Origin of the sequence: Ruminococcus sp. AF20-12LB, assembly GCF_003478985.1 — a bacterium.
Classification (GTDB): domain Bacteria; phylum Bacillota; class Clostridia; order Lachnospirales; family Lachnospiraceae; genus Blautia_A.
On the sequence record NZ_QUGH01000005.1, the window covers coordinates 55738 to 75005 of the forward strand.

The following is a 19268-nucleotide window of genomic DNA, read 5'->3' on the forward strand; positions in this document are numbered from 1 at the left end:
GGAAATATATGAAAAAACCTCTTATCGTGCTTACCGGGCCTACTGCCGTGGGAAAAACAAAGCTTTCCATTGCCCTTGCAAAAGCAGTAAACGGAGAGATCATTTCCGCGGACTCCATGCAGGTTTACCGCCACATGGATATCGGTTCCGCCAAGATCACGCCGGAAGAAATGGATGGCGTCCCACATCATCTGGTGGATGTACTGGAGCCAACAGAAGATTTTAACATTGTTCTTTTTCAGCAGATGGCAAAAGATGCCATGGACAAAATTTATGACAAAGGCCGGATTCCGATCCTGGTAGGCGGCACAGGATTTTATATTCAGTCTGTGACCAGAGATATTGATTTTACCAGCTCCGACCAGGATGAACATTACCGCAGTGAGCTGGAAGAACTGGCAGAGCAGAAGGGGCCTGCATTTCTCCATGACATGCTTGCCAAGGTCGATCCCAAGTCAGCCAAAGATATCCATGAGAACAATGTCAAGCGGGTGATACGTGCCCTGGAATTTTATAAACAGAACGGTACCAGGATCTCCGAGCATAATGAAGAACAGAAGGAGCATACCAGTCCCTATGCACTGGCTTATTTCGTCCTGAACGCACCACGCCCCCTTCTCTATGAACGCATTGACACAAGAGTGGACGAAATGCTGAAAAACGGTCTGACAGAAGAAGTTAAAAAACTTCGGGAGCTTGGCTGCCACAGGGGAATGGTTTCCATGCAAGGGCTTGGCTATAAGGAAATCCTGGACTGGATGGACGGAAAATATTCTTATGAGGAAGCCGTACGGGTCCTGAAACGTGACACCAGACACTTTGCCAAACGTCAGCTTACCTGGTTCCGCAGAGAAGGCGAGGTAACCTGGGTAGATAAAAATAACTTTGATTACGATGACAGCAGGATCCTTTCCTACATGCTTTCTGTATGCAGGGAAAAGGGAATCCTCCATGCCAAATAAAATAAAAAAGGAAAAATGATCATGAAAGAATTATATGCACAGCTTGGAATCTCTTCCTCAGTTTACGATTTCGGTAAATCCGTGGAAGATTCCCTGAAAGAACGTTTTGAGAAATTTGATAAGACTGCAGAATACAACCAGATGAAGGTTATCCGCGCCATGCAGAAGAACCGTGTCAGTGAGGCTTGTTTCGGAGCTTCCTCCGGTTATGGCTACAACGACCTTGGCCGCGAAACTCTGGAGCAGGTCTATGCCGATACCTTCCACACAGAAGCCTGTCTGGTACGCCCGCAGATCACCTGCGGAACTCATGCACTTGCCATTGCTCTCTTCGGAAACCTGCGCCCCGGTGACGAGCTTCTTTCCCCTGTAGGAAAGCCTTACGATACCCTGGAAGAAGTGATCGGCATCCGCCCGTCCAATGGTTCCCTTGCGGAATATGGCGTAAAATATCGTCAGGTGGATCTTCTCGAGGATGGCACCTTTGATTATGAAAACATCAGAAAAGCAGTCAATGAAAAAACAAAGCTGGTAACCATCCAGCGTTCCAAAGGCTATCAGACCCGTCCTTCTTTCTCCGTAAAACAGATCGGTGAGCTGATCTCTTTTGTAAAACAGATCAAGCCGGATGTGATCTGCATGGTAGATAACTGCTACGGAGAATTCGTAGATACCATCGAGCCAAGTGATGTAGGTGCGGATATTATGGTCGGCTCCCTGATCAAAAATCCAGGTGGCGGCCTTGCTCCTATCGGTGGTTATATCGCAGGAAGAAAAGACTGTGTGGAAAATGCCTCCTACCGTATGACCTGCCCGGGACTGGGCATGGAAGTCGGTGCAACTCTTGGTGTAAACCGTTCTCTGTATCAGGGATTTTTCCTTGCACCGATGATCACCAAAGGAGCTTTAAAGGGCGCTGTTTTTGCAGCGAACATTTATGAAAAGCTTGGTTTCCCGGTAGTTCCCAACAGCACAGAGCCACGTCAGGATATCATCCAGGCAGTCACTCTCGGAACACCGGAGGGTCTTGTAGCATTCTGCCAGGGTATCCAGGCTGCTGCACCGGTAGACAGCTTTGTGACACCAGAGCCGTGGGATATGCCGGGATATGACAGTCAGGTGATCATGGCAGCAGGTGCTTTCATCCAGGGTTCTTCCATTGAGCTTTCTGCCGATGGCCCCATGAAACCTCCTTATGCAGTTTATTTCCAGGGTGGTCTTACCTGGGAGCATGCAAAGCTGGGAATCCTGAAATCCCTTCAGTATATGGTTGATAAGGAACTTGTGAGATTATGAAAAAATCCGAAGGACCGGACTTAAAAAAACAGATCTTTGTCGTAGGAGCCGGTGCTTCCGGTCTTATGGCAGCTATTCAGGCTGCTATAAACGGAGCTGCAGTTACGGTTCTGGAACAAAATGACCGTCCCGGCAGAAAAATCTGTGCTACGGGAAATGGCCGTTGTAATATGACGAACCTGAATCAGGATGAAAACGCTTACCGGGGATCTCATCCTGAATTTGCCAAAGATGCTCTGGCACAGTTTCCTGTGGAAAAAACTCTGAAATTCTTTCAGGAATTAGGAATCTGTACCACAGACCGCAGCGGATGGATCTATCCCCGAAGCAACCAGGCACAGAGTGTAGTAGATGTTCTTGTCATGAAGGCACGCAGCCTGAAGGTAAAGCTGAAAACCAATCAGACTGTTACCGGCGTGTCTTTTGCAGACGGACGGTGGAAGATCCATACTGACGGATGGACCTACAGTGGTGATGCCGTGATCCTTGCAAATGGTTCCCGTGCTTCTTCCGTTGCAGGTTCCTGCGAAAGCGGATACGAAATTGCAAAAAGTCTTGGACATCATCTGATCGAACCCCTTCCAGCTCTGACAGCTCTGAAATGTAAGGGAAATTCTTTTTCCGGCTGGAGTGGTGTACGAACAGAAGGGACGATAACACTTTATATAGACGGCACACCGACAGTCTCCCAGCAGGGAGAGCTGCAGCTTACCGATTACGGTGTATCCGGGATCCCGGTATTCCAGATTTCCCGCTATGCTATCCGTGCCGTCCATGAAAACAAAAATGTGGAGCTTTCCATAAATTTTTTTCCGGAACTGAGCCGGAAAGAGCTGGAAGAATACCTGGAGCACAGAAAAGCAGCCTGCCCTTACAAAACAGAAAAAGAACTTCTAATCGGACTTTTTCCTGAAAAACTGATCCGTGTTTTATGCGCACAGAAGGATCTTATCCGCGGGATCACCGATTTTCGTCTCCCGGTAAAAAACGGCCTTTCCTTTGAACAGGCACAGGTTTGTTCCGGTGGAGTGGATACGTCTGAAGTTCACAGCAAAACCTTGGAGTCCAGACTTCATAAAGGTCTTTATTTTGCCGGAGAGCTCCTTGACATTGACGGTACCTGCGGAGGTTATAACCTGCAGTGGGCATGGTCAAGCGGAGCTGCCGCCGGTATCTGGGCAGCAAAGGAGGAAGAAAAATGATCCGGATCACACAGCTGAAGCTTCCCATCACCCATACAGAAGAGCAGCTTCACCGAAAAATAGCAAAAATACTTCGTCTTGGAAATCAGCCGTTCACCTATGAGATCCGAAAACAATCTCTGGATGCCCGGCACAAAGAGGAAAAAAAATTTGTCTACACTGTAGATATTAAACTGGATAACGAATCCCGTGTTCTCAAAAAAGTTCACAATAAAAATATTATGTTAACCTCTGAGAAGAAATATCATTTTCCCTCATCTGGCTCTGAAACTCTGTCCCATCGTCCTGTAGTGATCGGAAGCGGACCTGCAGGATTATTCTGTGCCTGGTACCTGGCCAAAGCCGGGTACTGTCCACTGGTACTGGAACGGGGAGAAGAAGCAGACAAACGACAGGAAACAGTGGAAAATTTCTGGAAAAACGGCATCCTGGATCCGGATTCCAATGTACAGTTCGGAGAGGGCGGTGCAGGGACTTTTTCCGATGGAAAGCTGAACACTCTGGTAAAAGATACTTTTGGAAGAGGAAGGGAGGTTCTTTCCCGATTTGTGGAGGCAGGAGCTCCTTCCGAGATCCTTTACCAGCAAAAGCCTCATCTTGGCACAGATCAGCTTGTAGGTATCGTTCAGTTTATGCGTCATCAGATTGAAGAAATGGGTGGGGAATTCCGTTTTCGTTCCACAGTAACTGATCTGTTAATCCGTGACCGGAAGCTTAACGCAGTCATTGTCAATGCAAAAGAGGAAATACCAGCAGAAATCTGTATTCTTGCTCCCGGCCACAGCGCCAGAGATACATTTGCCATGCTGGATAAACACAATATAAATATGGAGCCGAAATCTTTTGCGGTGGGGGTACGCGTGGAGCATCCTCAGACCATGATCAACCGGGATCTTTACGGAGAACCGGAAAACGACCGTCTGGGTGCAGCCAGCTACAAAGTTACCCATACACTGGAAAACGGACGTGGCGTTTATTCTTTCTGTATGTGTCCCGGCGGATATGTTGTAAATGCATCTTCTGAAGAAGATATGCTTGCAGTGAATGGTATGAGCTATCAGGCACGTGACAGCCATAATGCCAACAGTGCTATCATCGTTACGGTAAACCCTTCTGATTTTCCTGAAGAGGGAGTTCTCGGCGGAATCGCTCTGCAGAGAAAACTGGAGCGCGCTGCCTGGGAAGCCGGAAATGGAAAAATCCCGGTACAGCTTTTCAAAGATTACTGTACACATCAGAAAAGTACCAGGCTTGGAGATGTGATTCCCTGTATCAAAGGAGCTTATACACTTACCGATGTCCGCAGTATTTTCCCGAAAGAGATCGGCGATTCCATTGAAGCAGGAATCCATGCTTTTGGAAAAAAGCTTTCCGGTTTTGACCGGCCGGATGCATTGCTGGAAGGAGTAGAAAGCCGTACTTCTTCTCCTGTACGGATCGTTCGGGAACCGAAAAAGCTCACTTCCAATATAGAAGGGATCTACCCCTGCGGAGAGGGCGCCGGTTACGCCGGAGGCATTACATCCGCAGCGATGGACGGGATCAAGGTGGCAGAAGCAGTCGCTTCCGTTTATGCCCTGCCTGTAAACAAAATATGAAAAAAGTGGAAATTTCCGGGATAGAGTGTACATCCCTGCCTTTTTATGCTAAAATAACTTCTGCAATTTTGCATCCCCTTCTTCGAGAGCGAAAAGGGAAATCATATGAAAGATACTATAATGGAAATGCCAGATTATCAGCGCCCGTATGAAAAATGTCTGCGGGAAGGAGAACAGTCCTTAAGCGATCGAGAGCTTCTTGCTGTGATTCTGCGCTGTGGCGTACAGGGATCCAGTTCCCTGACTCTGGCAGATAAAATCCTGAATTTATCGAAACAGACCGGATACAGTGGCCTGCTTGGACTGTTTCATATTTCCATGCAGGAACTGATGAAGATCCATGGGATCGGTAAGGTAAAAGCCGTACAGCTGAAATGTATCGGGGAACTTTCCAAGCGTATGGCAACCGCAGCCGCAAAACCGGAATTGTCTTTTCACCATCCGGTAACCATTGCGAAATATTATATGGAGCAGCTCAGGCATGAAGAACAGGAATTGCTTTACTGCATGATGCTGGACGGACATAACCATTTGTCGGGTGAACAGCTTTTAAGCCGCGGTACAGTCAATGCCACACTGATCACACCAAGAGAAGTCTTTGTAGAAGCTTTAAAATATCGTGCGGTGAACCTGATCCTGGTCCACAATCATCCAGGTGGTGATCCATCCCCCAGTCAAGCTGATCTGGATGTTACGGAACGGATTTATCATTGCGGTGAACTCCTCGGCATCCATCTTCTGGATCATATCATCATCGGTGATCACAGGTATGTCAGTTTCCGCGAAAAAGGGATTTTTGATGAATATACTTAAGTGAAGGGACGGATTTATGCTTTTTAGAAATAATTACGGAGTAGACCTTGGAAGCAGCTCTGTAAAAGTCTATTCATTTTTCAGAAACAAAAGTTACATAGAAAAGAACATGGTAGCCTACAGAGGACGCCGAATCCTTGCCATAGGGAACGAAGCTTATGAAATGTTTGAAAAATCACCTGCGGATATTTCCGTAAATTCTCCCATGGCTTTCGGTATGCTGGCAAATCTGGAATTGCAGGAGATCGTCCTTTACAGCATGATAAAAAAGATCGATCATACATCCGGTCTCGGAGCAGACATGTATTTTTCCGTGCCACTTGATATGACGGCTATCGAAAAGAGGGCATATTATTATCTGGTCAATGGCCACTGGCTGCGAAAAAACCGTGTTTTTATGGTGGAGTCCCCTATTGCAGATGCCATTGCCATGGGAATCGACCCTGAAAAAAATCAGGGAAGCATGATCGTAAACATCGGTGCACAGAGTACAGCGCTTTCCATCATAACCGATGGCAAGATCATCATTAGCCGTAAGATCCCCATCGGAGGCAGACAGATGAACGAATCTATCTGCAGCGAGATCCGAAAACATTATAATCTTCAGATCGGAACACGAACTGCAAAACGTCTGAAAGTAGTTATGGGAAGACTGAACGATCAGAAAAAAGAAGCCCGAAAAGTAGTCGGGATCGACAGTATTTCCGGACTTCCACGAGAAGAAGTTATTTCTGCCTACGTTGTTAATGAGGGGATCGCCAACTGTGTGAACCAGATCGCAGCAGAGATGAAATCTTTTCTGGAACGTACCCCGCCACAGATCGCTTATCATATTGCAAAAGAGGGCATTTATCTGACCGGCGGCAGTACACGGCTGCCTTATATAGATAACTATCTGGCTAGCTATACAGGATTTGCCTTTAATCTTTCTGATCTGTATGAAACTTCTGCAGCATACGGCCTGGAAAAAATCATCCGCGACAGAAACCTGCGCAAATGGGCCCAGCCGGTAAAGCAGAAAAAACTGTAAAGGGGCATATATAATGAAAAACATCCGAAAAAAAGTGCGTTTTCATTTTAATTTAAAAAGTAAACATCTTCTGGTAATCATGACACTTTTCTGTGGAAGCTGCATTGTAGCCACAGCAGCCTCCGGAACCTCTTCCGCACCACTTCAGGAGGCCGCCGGTTTTCTTATCGTTCCCTTTGAAAAGGGGATCGCCGGTGTCAGCGATATATTTGGAAATGTAAAAAACAATCTTCGTGACAAACAGGACGTGCTTCAGGAAAACGAAGAGCTGAAAAGTCAGATCAACAGTCTTACGGAGCAAAATAACATCCTGATCCAGGACCAGACAGAGCTCACACGCCTGAAGGAACTTTACGATCTTGATCAGGAATATACCGACTATCCCAAGGTTGCCGCAAGGATAATCTCCAAAGATCCCGGAAACTGGTATGATACCTTTATGATCAACAAAGGCAGTAATAACGGGATCCGGGTTGATAACAACGTGATCGCCGGAAAGGGTCTTGTGGGTATTGTCACAGAAGTGGGACCTTCCTGGGCTACTGTCCGTTCCATCATCGATGACAGCAGCAATGTCAGTGCTATGGCAGTCAGTACCTCCGACAACTGCGTTGTCACCGGAGATCTGAAACTGATCGATGAAGGTAAATTAAGCTTTGAGCAGCTTTACGATCAGGATAACAAGGTAACAGTCGGAGAACGTATTGTCACATCAAATATCAGTGAAAAATATGTGGAAGGACTGTTTATTGGTTATGTCAGTGAGATCCAACAGGATCCCAATAACCTGACAAAAACAGGTACGATCGTTACACCGGTTGATTTCGGTCATCTGAAAGATGTATTTGTGATCACCACCAATAAACAGGACGCGATAGACAAATCGGAGGATGCGTCCAATGAAAAATAGGATTATATTATTTATCACTATCATTGTCTGTTTTCTCCTTCAGTGCACAGTAATGGACCGTATTTCCATTGGATCCATCACTCCAAATCTGCTTCTGATCCTGTGTGTATCCATGGGACTTATGCGTGGAAGAAAAGTCGGTCTGTGGACTGGATTTTTTTCCGGGCTTTTTGTCGATCTCTTTTATGGATCATTGTTTGGATTTTATGCACTGATCTATATGTATATAGGTTTTATCAGCGGCTATGCATTCCGCAGTTTTTATGATGATGATCTGAAAGTTCCGCTTTTTCTTGTAGCAGGAACAGATCTTCTTTATAATCTGGCTGTGTATGGCCTCCAGTTTCTGCTCAGAGGCCGTCTTGGATTCTGGACCTACATATATAGGATCATTATCCCCGAAATTGTATATACGGTTTTTCTCACCATCATCGTATACCGGGTATTTTACTGGATCAACTACCACTTAATGGATACTGTAAGGAAAGAAAGTGAGTCTATTTGGGAATTAAAATAAAAAAAATCATCAAAAAAATCCGTCTGAAACGTACTACAGTTCTTGTGATCGTATTTATTTTTCTGTCATCTGTTCTGGTCCGGCAGCTTTTCAGTCTGCAGATCATACAGGGAGAGGATTACATCAGTAAATTTCAGACTCGTACCACCAAAACACGCGTGATCAAAAGCACCCGTGGTAATATTTATGACCGTAACGGCACAGTTGTCGCCTCCAATGTACTTGCATATTCTGTCACATTCGAAGATAGCGGTACATACAACAGCACCAGAGAAAAGAATCTGACTCTGAACGGTATCGCCTATCAGGTATTACAGATTCTTTCCAAAAACGGGGACAGCTTATCTGATAATTTTCATATTACCGTCAATGATCATGGAGATTATGCTTTTGATGTAGATGAAGGATTTACTCTTAACCGTTTCCGTGCGGATATTTACGGAGAAGCACAGATTGATGATCTCAGTGATGAGCAGAAAAACGCAACCGCAGCCCAGATCATGGATCATCTTACCGGAAGCAGCGGATTTTCTATCGTTCTTTACGGAAAAGATGCCTACACCCCGGAAGAACTTGCCGCACATTCTCTTCCGGAAGAACTTACTAAACAGGAAATCCTCGAAATTGCGATCATGCGCTATCAGCTGAACACCAACAGTTTCAAGAAATATATGCCGGTGACCATTGCAACAAATGTCAGTGAAAAATCTGTGGCAGCCATAAAAGAAAATCAGGCCGCTCTCCAGGGTATTGACATTGTAGAAGATTCCACCAGAAAATATGTGGACGATGAGAGTATGGCGCCGATCCTCGGTTACACAGGCCAGGCCTCTTCTGAGGAATTGGAAACCCTTCGTAAGGATAATCCTGATTATTCCAATGATGCGGTTGTTGGAAAAGCCGGAATCGAACAGTATATGGAGCTTGAACTTCAGGGAAAAGACGGAGAAGAAACGGTCACAGTTGATAATCTTGGTAAAGTCCTTGACATTGACAATTCTAAAACTGTTGATCCTGTGGCCGGAAACGATGTTTATCTGACCATTGATTCCGACTGGCAGAAGAGTATTTACCAGATCCTGGAACAGCGTGTTGCTGGTATTGTCCTCTCTAAACTGACACCGAATAAAAGCTTTGATTATGAAGCAGAGAAAGATGCAAGTAAGATCACCATCCCAATCTATGATGTATACAATGCACTGATCGCAAACAGTGTGATCGATATCAATAAATTCAGTGATGCAGATGCTTCCGATACAGAAAAAAATTTATACGTCAAATTTCAGCAAAAACAGCAACAGGTTTTTGATACAATAAGTAACAGGCTGACAGGCGACAATCCTCCAGCCTATAAGGATGAAGATACGCAGATGCAGGAATATCTTACCTATATCTGTGATGATCTTCTTACCAATACCTTGAAGGTACTGAAAAGTGATTCCATTGATACCGCGGATGAAACATACAAAGCCTGGAAAAATGATCAGAGTATCAGTCTGAAGGATTATCTGAACTACGCTGCCAGTCAGAACTGGATCGATATTTCCCAGATCTCAACCTCCGGAGAATATCTGGATTCTGAAGAGATCTATCAGGCTCTTACCGCCTATATCATTGATTACCTGAAAACAGATACAGGCTTTTCAAAGCTTCTGTATAAATATATGCTTCAGGAAGACACCATCAGTGGAGAAGATCTGTGTCTTGTTCTCTATGAACAGGGCGTTCTTTCCAAAGAAGACGAGCTGTATCAGACAATGGCCTCCGGTGGTCTTGATGCCTACACCTTCATGTATCGCAAGATCGCAAATCTTGAGATCACACCGGCCCAGCTTGCGTTGGCTCCGTGCTCTGCATCTGCGGTGATCACAGATACTGCAACCGGAAATGTTCTCGCATGTGTTTCCTATCCGGGATATGATAATAATCGTCTGACCAACAATATGGATACTGATTATTATGCAAAGCTTTCCACAGATCTTTCCAGCCCGTTTTTCAACAAGGCAACACAGCAGAAGACGGCTCCAGGATCTACCTTAAAGATCTTATCTACTGTTGCCGGCATGTCTGAGGGCGTAATAGATGATGGCACATATATTGAATGTACAGGAAGCTTTGACCTTGTAACACCTCCAATCAACTGCTGGAATAAACAGGGCCACGGTTCTCTTGATATCCGTGAAGCCATTGAGCAGTCCTGTAACGTATTTTTCACTACGATTGGTTTCGAACTTGGTAAAGATTCCGAAGGTAACTTTTCTGAAGCCAGAAGTCTTGGAATGCTTCAGAAATATGCTTCCCTCATGGGATTGGATCAGAAAACCGGCATTGAAATTTCCGAGGCTTCTCCGCAGGTTTCTGACAAAAACGCTGTCCCTTCCTATATTGGACAGGGTACCAATGCGTTTACGACCAGCCAGCTTGCACGTTATGCGTCAACGATCGCCACTTCCGGTACGATCTATAAGCTTTCCCTTCTGGACCGTGTGACGGATTCCAAAGGAAAACTTATAAAGGAATATCCTTCCGAAACAGCTGGACAGCTGGATCTTTCCAGCAATATCTGGGATGACATCCATGACGGTATGTATCGTGTGGTGCAGACTCATGATCAGTTTAACGGACTTGGAGTTGAAGCAGCAGGAAAAACCGGTACTGCCGAGATTGACTATTATCATCCGAACAATGCACTTTTTATCGGATATGCGCCTGTTTCTGATCCCAAGTACGCAATATCTGTTCGAATCGCAAACGGATATGCATCCGGTAATGCCTGCCTTGCAGCTAATGATATCTTTAAATACATTTTCGGACTTGCAGATGAAAGCACCATTCTCACTGGCTATGCAGCAAGCGATACCAGTAATGTATCGAATGACTAAACAAACTTTATGAGGATACCAGAAGTGTGGAACATTTTATAGGAGGAATCAGAAAACATGAGTGAAGTCATTGTCATTACATCTGGAAAAGGCGGTGTTGGAAAAACCACCACCGTGGCAAATATCGGGACCGGACTGGCTGCCATGGGAAAAAGGGTTGCAGTTGTAGATACCGATATCGGACTCCGAAATCTGGATGTTGTCATGGGACTGGAGAACCGTATTGTTTACAATCTGGTTGATGTGATCAATGGGAGCTGCCGCCTGAAACAGGCACTGATCCGGGATCGTCGGCATTCAGAACTGTATCTTCTTCCGTCTGCCCAGACCAAGGACAAAACTGCCGTATCTCCGGAACAGATGATCAAGCTTACCGATGATCTCCGGGAAGAATTCGATTATGTCCTTCTGGATTGTCCGGCAGGAATTGAACAGGGATTCAAAAATGCAGTAGCCGGAGCGGACCGTGCACTGGTCGTGACCACACCGGAAGTTTCCGCGATCCGTGATGCAGACCGTATCATCGGATTGCTGGAGTCCGGAGGGCTCCGGGATATCCGGCTGATCATCAACCGGCTTCGACCGGAAATGATCGCCAGAGGTGATATGATGTCTGTAGAAGATGTGTTGGAAATCCTGGCTGTGGATCTGATCGGTGCGATCCTGGATGATGAACAAATCGTGATCTCCACAAATCAGGGAGAACCTTTATCCGGAAAAAATTCTCAGGCAGAAGAAGAGTATCGCAATATCTGCCGGAGGCTTATGGGCGAAGAAGTCCCTTATGTTACTGTCCGCCGGAAAAATGGTGTATTCCACCGTCTTGGCAGCATTTTTCGAAAATAAGAGACACTTTGCTGTCTGACATTTTTCATCACAGGAGGAATGATTATGGGATTTTTCTCCGGGAAAAACCACTCTGCAGGCTATGCACGCGACAGGATGAAGCTTCTTCTTGTATCGGAACGCATAGACTGTTCTCCACAGATGATGAAGCTTTTACGGAACGATCTGATACATGCCGTAAAAAAATACGTTGTAATTGATGAACCAGGGGTGACCATACAGATCACACAGGAACCACCTGTTCTGCATGCAGTCATACCCGTACTTAAGAAAAGAGATGCATAATTTATGATTAAACAGTATAAGCTGCGGTTTTACAATTTTCGACTGGTGACCTTTCTCCTGGCGATCAGCTTTATTGGAATTCAGCTTGTAGGAACAGCTGCCGACTACCTTCGCACACGTCAGCTTCTGGGTGTGATCATCGGTGTGGTCTTTATGCTGATCCTTTCACTGATGGATTATTCCTGGCTGCTGAACTTTCAATGGATCATGTATGGATTTAATATCGTTATGCTTCTGGCTGTCCGATTCTTCGGATCCAGCGCCAATGGTGCTGCCAGATGGGTGGATTTAGGTTTTATCCGATTCCAGCCTACCGAGCTTTCAAAGATCATTATTATCCTGTTTTTTGCCAAATTTTTTATGGATCATGAGGAAGATCTGAATACCTTAAAGACTCTGATACAATCAGCTGTCCTTCTGGTCATCCCACTGATGCTGATCTATGTACAGCCGGATATGAAAAACACCATCACCGTAACAGTTCTGTTCTGTATTCTGATCTACATCGCAGGACTTAGTTATAAGATCATCGGAGGTGTAGCCTTGATCGCGATTCCTCTGGCCATCATCTTTCTGTCCATTATCGTGCAGCCGGATCAGAAACTGATACAGGATTACCAGAGAAACCGTATCATGTCATTCCTGTATCCGGAGAACGAAGAATACGCAGATGATATTGAACAGCAGAACAACTCAAAAACAGCCATCGCCTCCGGAGAGCTTATGGGACGTGCTTTCAGTAATGACACCAGTGTTACATCCGTAAATGATGGAAACTTTGTTTCTGAGAATCAGACCGACTTTATTTTTGCGGTGGCTGGAGAGCAGTACGGATTTATCGGCTGTACTCTGATCGTACTGCTGCTGTTTCTGATCACCTTTGAATGTATCCGTATGAGCCTGCGGGCCAAGGATCTTGCCGGTAAGATCATATGCTGCGGTGTTGGAAGCATTGTTTCCATACAGAGCTTCATCAACATCTGTGTTGCTACCGGCCTTGCACCAAACACAGGTACTCCGCTTCCTTTTGTAAGCTATGGTCTTACTTCTCTGATCAGTCTGTTTATGGGTATGGGACTTGTTCTCAATGTAGGACTGCAGAGCAGTGCATATAATAAAGAATTACAGAAAAAAGGTCAGAAATCGGATACCTACTTTCGGAAAGAGGAATACTTATGACACGTAAAGAACCTGTAAAAACTCATGTACGTTCTGGCAATCCTTCCAGAGGTCAGGATTCCCGGGCTGCACATACAGCCTCCAGGGGGACAAAAAGAACTTCCACCACGCCGTCTGACAGAACTGTTTCTGCCAGACGTAAAGCTCAGAATACACGGATGAAACGGATGCGTCGTAAAAGGATCCGCAACACCATTTTTCTCCTTCTTCTGCTGATCGTACTGTGTACAGCTGGCGGTTTTGGTGTTTACATGCTGAAGGGCGGTGATTTTTCCACTCCTGCAAATTCTTTCAATGCATTCTCCGAATTTGATAATACTCTGACTTCCAAGGAAGAACAGCGCGCGGCAGGTTTCGCCCATGATCTCTGTGTTGTTACAAAAGATGTTGCTCTGGATTCTGTCAGTCTGGATGACAGCCAATCCGGTGTGCTTCTGAATCTCAGTGATAAAAAGGTACTCTATGCAAAAGGTGCCTACAACAAGGTTTATCCTGCCAGCATCACAAAGATCATGACAGCTATGCTTGCACTGAAATATGGGAACATGGATGATACAGTAACGATCTCACAGGAGAATGTTACCCTGGAATCCGGTTCTCAGGTAGCTGGTTTCCAGGCGGGAGATCAGGTTACCATGGATCAGCTTCTTCATTGTCTTCTTGTTTATTCTGCCAATGATGCAGCATCTGCCATTGCGGAACACATAGGTGGAACAACAGATAAATTTGTAGAAATGATGAACAGCTTTGCTGCAGAACTTGGCTGTACAGGAACTCACTTTACCAATCCCCATGGTCTTCAGGACGAAAATCATTATACAACACCTTATGACATTTATCTGATGCTGAAAGAAGCCCTGAATTATCCGGAGTTTACAGACATCACACAAATGGCATCTTATACAGTTAGCTATAAGCATTCCGATGGCTCCGACGCAAGTGCTACCTTACCCGCTACAGATCATTATCTTACCGGAGAGGCAGCAACTCCTAAGGATGTCACTATCCTTGGAGGAAAAACTGGAACAACCGATAAAGCCGGTAACTGTCTCGCACTTTTAAGCCAGAATGCTTATGGGAAGCCATTTATTTCCATCGTCATGGGTGCGTCTTCAAAGGATGTTCTTTATCAGGAAATGACATCCTTGCTCCAGAACATCAACTGACAGGATTACAAACAAAAAATAAAAAAGCAAATCTGTTTGAAATTTTATTTCGCAGATTTGCTTTTTTATTTTTTTTTTACATTCAGTTAATTTCTACTGTGCCATCACTGCCGGTATTTTCGATCTCACTGCTATCAAGATCCGTATCCGAAGTACCACTGTAATCATTGTCATTGACCACTTCACCGGAGCCACTGTCCGGATCTTCATAATTGCCTGCGCCTTCGCCGGTTCCATCTGAAGATGTATCTGAAGTATCCGAGGTATCTGCTCCATTCGCTTCACTATCAGTATTGCCATCGTAAGAATTATCACCTGGATCATAAGTCGGCTCTTCCGTATAGGAATCTCCGTCCCCAGTATCGTCATAAGAATACGAACTCTCGGACTCACTGCTGTAGCTGTCCTCTGTATAGATTGGAAAATCCGCATCAGAAGTTCCCTCTGATGTAGAATCTGTAACAGGCTCCGCCGCATTATTATCCGGAATAGCAGTAAGACGAGAAACCGTTCCATCCTTTGGGACGACAATATAGATTCCCAGCATTACGATACATAATGCCATGGCTAATCCGGCAATCTTCATTTCTTCCATATGTTTCATCGCTGATGATCTCCCTGTCGTTTTTTTGTATTATAGCACAGAATCACTCATATTTGTAAAACAGCCTTGTATTTCTTTTGTTTTTCTGTAACAGTTCCCGGAATTTATTTCACGATCATATAGACACACTTTCTCTGGATGTTTATAATAAATAATCATATTTATTCATAAGCTTAAAGAAAGGCGTAACATTTTATGGGCGACTGCATTACCACATACACTGGAAAACACTTTGATCCGACACATCCGGCCGAAGAGCTGATCTGCATTGAGGACATTGCACACGCACTTTCTCTTCTATGCCGCGGGAATGGCCATGTAAGAACTTTTTTCTCCGTAGGGCAGCACTGCATCCTCTGTGCCAAAGAAGCCGAGGCACGTGGCTATTCCGGCCGTCTTATACTGGCGGCTCTTCTTCACGATGCCAGCGAATGTTATATGTCCGATGTTCCAAGACCATTTAAGAAAAGTCTTCCTGAGTATCGGAAACAGGAGGAAGCTCTTTTAAACATTATCTATCAGAAATATCTAGGATCCGGACTTTCTGCCATAGAAGAACAGAAGCTGAAGGAGATCGACAATGACCTGCTCTGGTATGACCTGAAATATCTTCTGAATGAAACACCGGACACTCCAAAACCGGTTGTCCATGTTCCGATCCAATACCGGCAATACCCTTTTTCACAGGTGGAAGAGGAATATCGGAACCTTTTTAACCAGTTGTCTGTAAAAATCTGTAAATAGATATAACAGACAAACTTTATACAATTGAAAGAAGAACCCTATATGGAACGATTGATTTTTCATGTTGATGTAAACAGTGCTTTTCTTTCCTGGGAAGCAGCAAAAAGAGTAAAGATGGGACTTCCTGATCTGAGAGACATCCCTTCCTGTATTGGCGGAGACCCCAGTAAACGTACCGGCATCGTTGTCGCCAAGTCCATTCCCGCAAAAAAATACGGGATTCAGACAGGAGAGCCCATGGCTATGGCTTTTCGCAAATGTCCGAATCTTGTGGCCGTTCCATCTGACTTTGAATTATACGATAAATGTTCCAGAGCCTTCAAAAAAATCTGTGCGTCCTATGCACCGGTAATGGAATCCTTTTCCATTGATGAGGTTTTTCTGGATATGACCGGAACCTCCTATATTTACCCGGATCCGGTGGCAACTGCCCATGAACTGAAGGATAAGATCCGTACAGAACTCGGCTTTACCGTAAATATCGGCATCTCCACCAATAAACTTCTTGCCAAAATGGCCTCTGATTTCGAAAAGCCAGATAAAGTGCATACTTTATTTCCGGAAGAAATCCCTGTAAAAATGTGGCCTCTTCCAGTGAGAGAACTCCTTTTTCTTGGCAGATCCTCCGAAAAAAAGCTGCAGGATACAGGAATCAGAACCATCGGAGATCTGGCTCATGAAAAAAAAGCAAAAATACAGGCACTTCTCGGTGAAAAGGCAGGACAGCAGTTATATCAGTATGCCCGTGGCCTGGATGACTCCCCTGTGAAAGCAAAACCTGATGAAGCAAAAGGATTCAGTCTGGAAACTACCTTTAACGATGATCTTGTCTCCCTGGAGCAGGCACTTCCGATCCTGTTGGAACAATGCGATATTCTGGCTGCCCGCATGCGCCGCAAAAAGAAAAAATGCACCTGCATTTCTGTAACCTTCCGTACCCTGGATTTTCAAAACAAATCTCATCAGACTAAACTGCCAAATGCCACCGACATCACAGAAGAGATTTACAGAAATGCCCAAAATCTCTTTCAGGAATCCTGGATGAAACAGCCACTCCGGCTCCTGGGAGTATCACTGACCGGTCTTACGGATGATTCCTTTGAACAGCTTTCCTTTTTTGAGGATACTCACAGGAAGGAACGCCAGCAGAAACTGGATGCCGCACTGGATTCAATCCGTCTGAAGTACGGAAACGACAAGGTTACCCGGGCCAGTATCATGAACAGCACTGCCCGGATCGGAAGGAAAGCAAAAGCACAGATGGAAAATGAAAGAGAGCAGTAAGACCTGATTAAAATTACCAGATTTTTTCAAAAAACCCTTGCAATTTTATTCATAATGCACTATAATTTGAAGCATATCAATAGCAATTTTATTCAAAATTATTATATGTGTCTAAGGAGGAAAACAGGATGGTTGAACTGATCGTAGGAAAGAAAGGCAAAGGAAAAACAAAAGTACTGTTAGACAAAGTAAACGGAGCTGTTAAAGACGCCAACGGCAGTATTGTTTACTTAGACAAGAGTACTAAGCACATGTATGAGCTGAACAACAAGGTCCGCCTTATCGATGTTTCCGGATTTCCGGTTAAGAATGGGGACGAATTTGTAGGATTTATCTGTGGTATCCTCTCTCAGGATCATGATCTGGAGCAGATATATCTGGACAGCTTCCTTACAACAGCCAAGCTTGAAGGAAAGGACGCAACCGAAACACTGGATCAGTTAAGTGCCATCGGTGAAACCTTCAAAGTTTCCTTTATTATCAGTATGTCTCTGGATAAAGAAGAAGTTCCGGAAGCATATCAGGATAAAATTATCTGCGCATTATAATAAAATTGAATATGAACGTCCTATTTTGTACATAAAGCATAAAAGAACGTAAATTTTTAAAGGAATCTGTCTTCAGGACGGATTCCTTTTTAACTGTAGAGGACTTTGTTTATTCTTCATTTCTGTGGTATACTGAAGAACAGAATAAACACACAGGAGCGTTTCATATGAATCATTTACTGGAAAAAATCAAACAGAAAAATGCATCCGCATTCACCCACAGCGGGAAATTTCACGCAGACGATGTTTTTTCCGCCGCACTGCTTTTATATCTGAATCCCGAGATCACCATCACACGTGGAAACCAGGTTCCTGAAAACTATGAAGGTCTTGTTTTTGATATTGGCAGAGGACAGTATGATCATCATCAGAAAGACAGCCGTATTCGCGATAATGGCGTCCCATATGCGGCCTTCGGCCTTCTCTGGGAGAAGCTTGGACCGGAAATCCTAGGTGAGGAGCTGGCACTAAAATTTGATGAATCCTTTGTCCAGCCTCTGGATATCAATGATAATACCGGTGAAAAAAATGAACTTGCCACACTGATCGGCAATTTCAATCCGGGATGGGATTCCAAAAGCAACAATGACGAAGCCTTTTTTCAGGCAGTCAGTGTGGCAGGCATGATCCTGGAAAATAAATTCGAGCGTTACCTTGGAAACGAACGTGCAGACAGACGGGTGGAAGAAGTTCTTACAGAACATGCTGCTTCCCTCGCTTCGGGCGATACCCCGGCAGAAAATACCAATATCCTTATACTTCCGGAATTTATTCCCTGCCAAAAGCGCCTTTCGGAAACCAACATTGCTTTTGTGATCTTTCCGTCCAACCGGGGCGGTTACTGTATCCAGCCACAGAAAAAAGAATATTCCATGAATTACAAATGCAGTTTTCCTTCTTCCTGGCTGGGCCTGGAAGGCGAGGAGTTGTCTTTGGTAACCGGTCTTAAAAGTGCAGCCTTTTGTCATAAAGGAGGATTTCTCATGATATGCGGAACCCTTGAGGATTCTGTTCTTGCCTGCAGGAGCAGCCTTGCCGCCTTCCATGAAGAAGCTGTGATCGTAAGCCTTGGCGGAAATAAAGAAACAGACATACTGCTTCAAAAGCTTCCGGATCTTTCTTCTGCCAGGATCGTACATCTGCCGGTTCCCCGGTTACCCGAGCTGACGCTGAACGGGATCTATGGAGAACTCTCCATGGAAAAGGCAGAATGGAAAAGCTTTATAAAAGACAGGATTAAAGAAATCCTCAGTTGCAAACCAGAAGCAGTTTTTGCAGATAATGCCATGTTTTCCCTGTATCCCATCGTTCATGCTCTGCGAAAAAAACATATTCCCGTTCTTACAGCAGTAGAAAAAGACGGACAGAAGCTTCTGGTACGGATCCCATCCGGTTCTTAAAT

General features: G+C 44.8%; 18 protein-coding genes. 17 read left to right on the forward strand and 1 reads right to left on the reverse strand.

The genetic code is table 11. The features are described 5' to 3' along the window. Positions 1 to 8 precede the first annotated feature (8 nt). The 13 genes from miaA to DWX61_RS08005 all read left to right on the forward strand — a co-directional run bounded on the left by miaA (position 9) and on the right by DWX61_RS08005 (position 14686). A complete protein-coding gene (miaA, locus tag DWX61_RS07945; RefSeq protein ID WP_118515493.1) occupies positions 9 to 962 on the forward strand; it encodes a tRNA (adenosine(37)-N6)-dimethylallyltransferase MiaA in 954 nt (317 codons plus the stop codon). A gap of 21 nt (positions 963 to 983) precedes the next feature. Next, positions 984 to 2258, forward strand: coding sequence for a methionine gamma-lyase family protein (locus tag DWX61_RS07950; RefSeq protein WP_118624660.1), 1275 nt, complete (start codon positions 984 to 986; stop codon positions 2256 to 2258). Further along, positions 2255 to 3460 (forward strand): BaiN/RdsA family NAD(P)/FAD-dependent oxidoreductase, encoded by a 1206-nt coding sequence (locus DWX61_RS07955; RefSeq protein WP_118624662.1) that lies wholly within the window; start codon positions 2255 to 2257, stop codon positions 3458 to 3460. Before DWX61_RS07950 ends, DWX61_RS07955 begins: the two co-directional genes overlap by 4 nt. Beyond that, on the forward strand, positions 3457 to 5058 hold the full coding sequence (locus tag DWX61_RS07960; RefSeq protein ID WP_118624664.1) for an NAD(P)/FAD-dependent oxidoreductase: 1602 nt from the start codon (positions 3457 to 3459) through the stop codon (positions 5056 to 5058). The genes DWX61_RS07955 and DWX61_RS07960 overlap by 4 nt, the downstream gene beginning before the upstream one ends. A gap of 105 nt (positions 5059 to 5163) precedes the next feature. Next, positions 5164 to 5871: a RadC family protein gene (gene radC, locus DWX61_RS07965; protein ID WP_118624666.1), complete on the forward strand. Its 708-nt coding sequence runs from the start codon at positions 5164 to 5166 to the stop codon at positions 5869 to 5871. 16 nt (positions 5872 to 5887) lie between these two features. Next, complete coding sequence (locus tag DWX61_RS07970; RefSeq protein WP_118515483.1) at positions 5888 to 6901, forward strand: rod shape-determining protein; 1014 nt, start codon at positions 5888 to 5890, stop codon at positions 6899 to 6901. A 13-nt stretch (positions 6902 to 6914) separates the two neighbouring features. Continuing rightward, complete coding sequence (mreC, locus tag DWX61_RS07975) at positions 6915 to 7811, forward strand: rod shape-determining protein MreC (protein WP_015525123.1); 897 nt, start codon at positions 6915 to 6917, stop codon at positions 7809 to 7811. Then, positions 7801 to 8328 carry a rod shape-determining protein MreD gene (mreD, locus tag DWX61_RS07980; RefSeq protein ID WP_021652034.1) on the forward strand — a complete coding sequence of 176 codons (528 nt, stop codon included), beginning with the start codon at positions 7801 to 7803 and terminating at the stop codon, positions 8326 to 8328. Before mreC ends, mreD begins: the two co-directional genes overlap by 11 nt. Continuing rightward, on the forward strand, positions 8313 to 11210 hold the full coding sequence (locus tag DWX61_RS07985; RefSeq protein ID WP_118369264.1) for a penicillin-binding transpeptidase domain-containing protein: 2898 nt from the start codon (positions 8313 to 8315) through the stop codon (positions 11208 to 11210). The genes mreD and DWX61_RS07985 overlap by 16 nt, the downstream gene beginning before the upstream one ends. Before the next feature lie 57 nt (positions 11211 to 11267). Then, entirely contained in the window at positions 11268 to 12056 is a 789-nt protein-coding gene (gene minD, locus DWX61_RS07990) for a septum site-determining protein MinD (RefSeq protein ID WP_015525126.1), read from the forward strand. Positions 12057 to 12101: 45 nt separating this feature from the next. Next, entirely contained in the window at positions 12102 to 12341 is a 240-nt protein-coding gene (gene minE / locus DWX61_RS07995) for a cell division topological specificity factor MinE (protein WP_015525127.1), read from the forward strand. Between the two features lie 3 nt (positions 12342 to 12344). Beyond that, positions 12345 to 13520 carry an FtsW/RodA/SpoVE family cell cycle protein gene (locus DWX61_RS08000; protein WP_118515475.1) on the forward strand — a complete coding sequence of 392 codons (1176 nt, stop codon included), beginning with the start codon at positions 12345 to 12347 and terminating at the stop codon, positions 13518 to 13520. Further along, positions 13517 to 14686 carry a D-alanyl-D-alanine carboxypeptidase family protein gene (locus tag DWX61_RS08005; RefSeq protein ID WP_118624668.1) on the forward strand — a complete coding sequence of 390 codons (1170 nt, stop codon included), beginning with the start codon at positions 13517 to 13519 and terminating at the stop codon, positions 14684 to 14686. The genes DWX61_RS08000 and DWX61_RS08005 overlap by 4 nt, the downstream gene beginning before the upstream one ends. 82 nt (positions 14687 to 14768) lie before the next feature. Here the strand turns inward: DWX61_RS08005 and DWX61_RS08010 are convergent, their stop codons facing one another. After that, complete coding sequence (locus DWX61_RS08010; protein WP_118624670.1) at positions 14769 to 15290, reverse strand: hypothetical protein; 522 nt, start codon at positions 15288 to 15290, stop codon at positions 14769 to 14771. A gap of 195 nt (positions 15291 to 15485) precedes the next feature. Here DWX61_RS08010 and DWX61_RS08015 point away from each other — a divergent pair, with 195 nt between their 5' ends. From DWX61_RS08015 to DWX61_RS08030, 4 genes are all read left to right on the forward strand, one after another. Beyond that, positions 15486 to 16034 (forward strand): hypothetical protein, encoded by a 549-nt coding sequence (locus DWX61_RS08015; protein WP_118624672.1) that lies wholly within the window; start codon positions 15486 to 15488, stop codon positions 16032 to 16034. A 42-nt stretch (positions 16035 to 16076) separates the two neighbouring features. After that, positions 16077 to 17318 (forward strand): DNA polymerase Y family protein, encoded by a 1242-nt coding sequence (locus tag DWX61_RS08020; protein WP_118624674.1) that lies wholly within the window; start codon positions 16077 to 16079, stop codon positions 17316 to 17318. A 128-nt stretch (positions 17319 to 17446) separates the two neighbouring features. Continuing rightward, the gene (locus DWX61_RS08025; RefSeq protein WP_118515465.1) at positions 17447 to 17866 is read left to right on the forward strand and encodes a twitching motility protein PilT; all 420 of its coding nucleotides are present in this window, start codon (positions 17447 to 17449) and stop codon (positions 17864 to 17866) included. Between the two features lie 167 nt (positions 17867 to 18033). Beyond that, the gene (locus DWX61_RS08030; RefSeq protein WP_118515463.1) at positions 18034 to 19266 is read left to right on the forward strand and encodes an MYG1 family protein; all 1233 of its coding nucleotides are present in this window, start codon (positions 18034 to 18036) and stop codon (positions 19264 to 19266) included. Positions 19267 to 19268 lie beyond the last annotated feature (2 nt).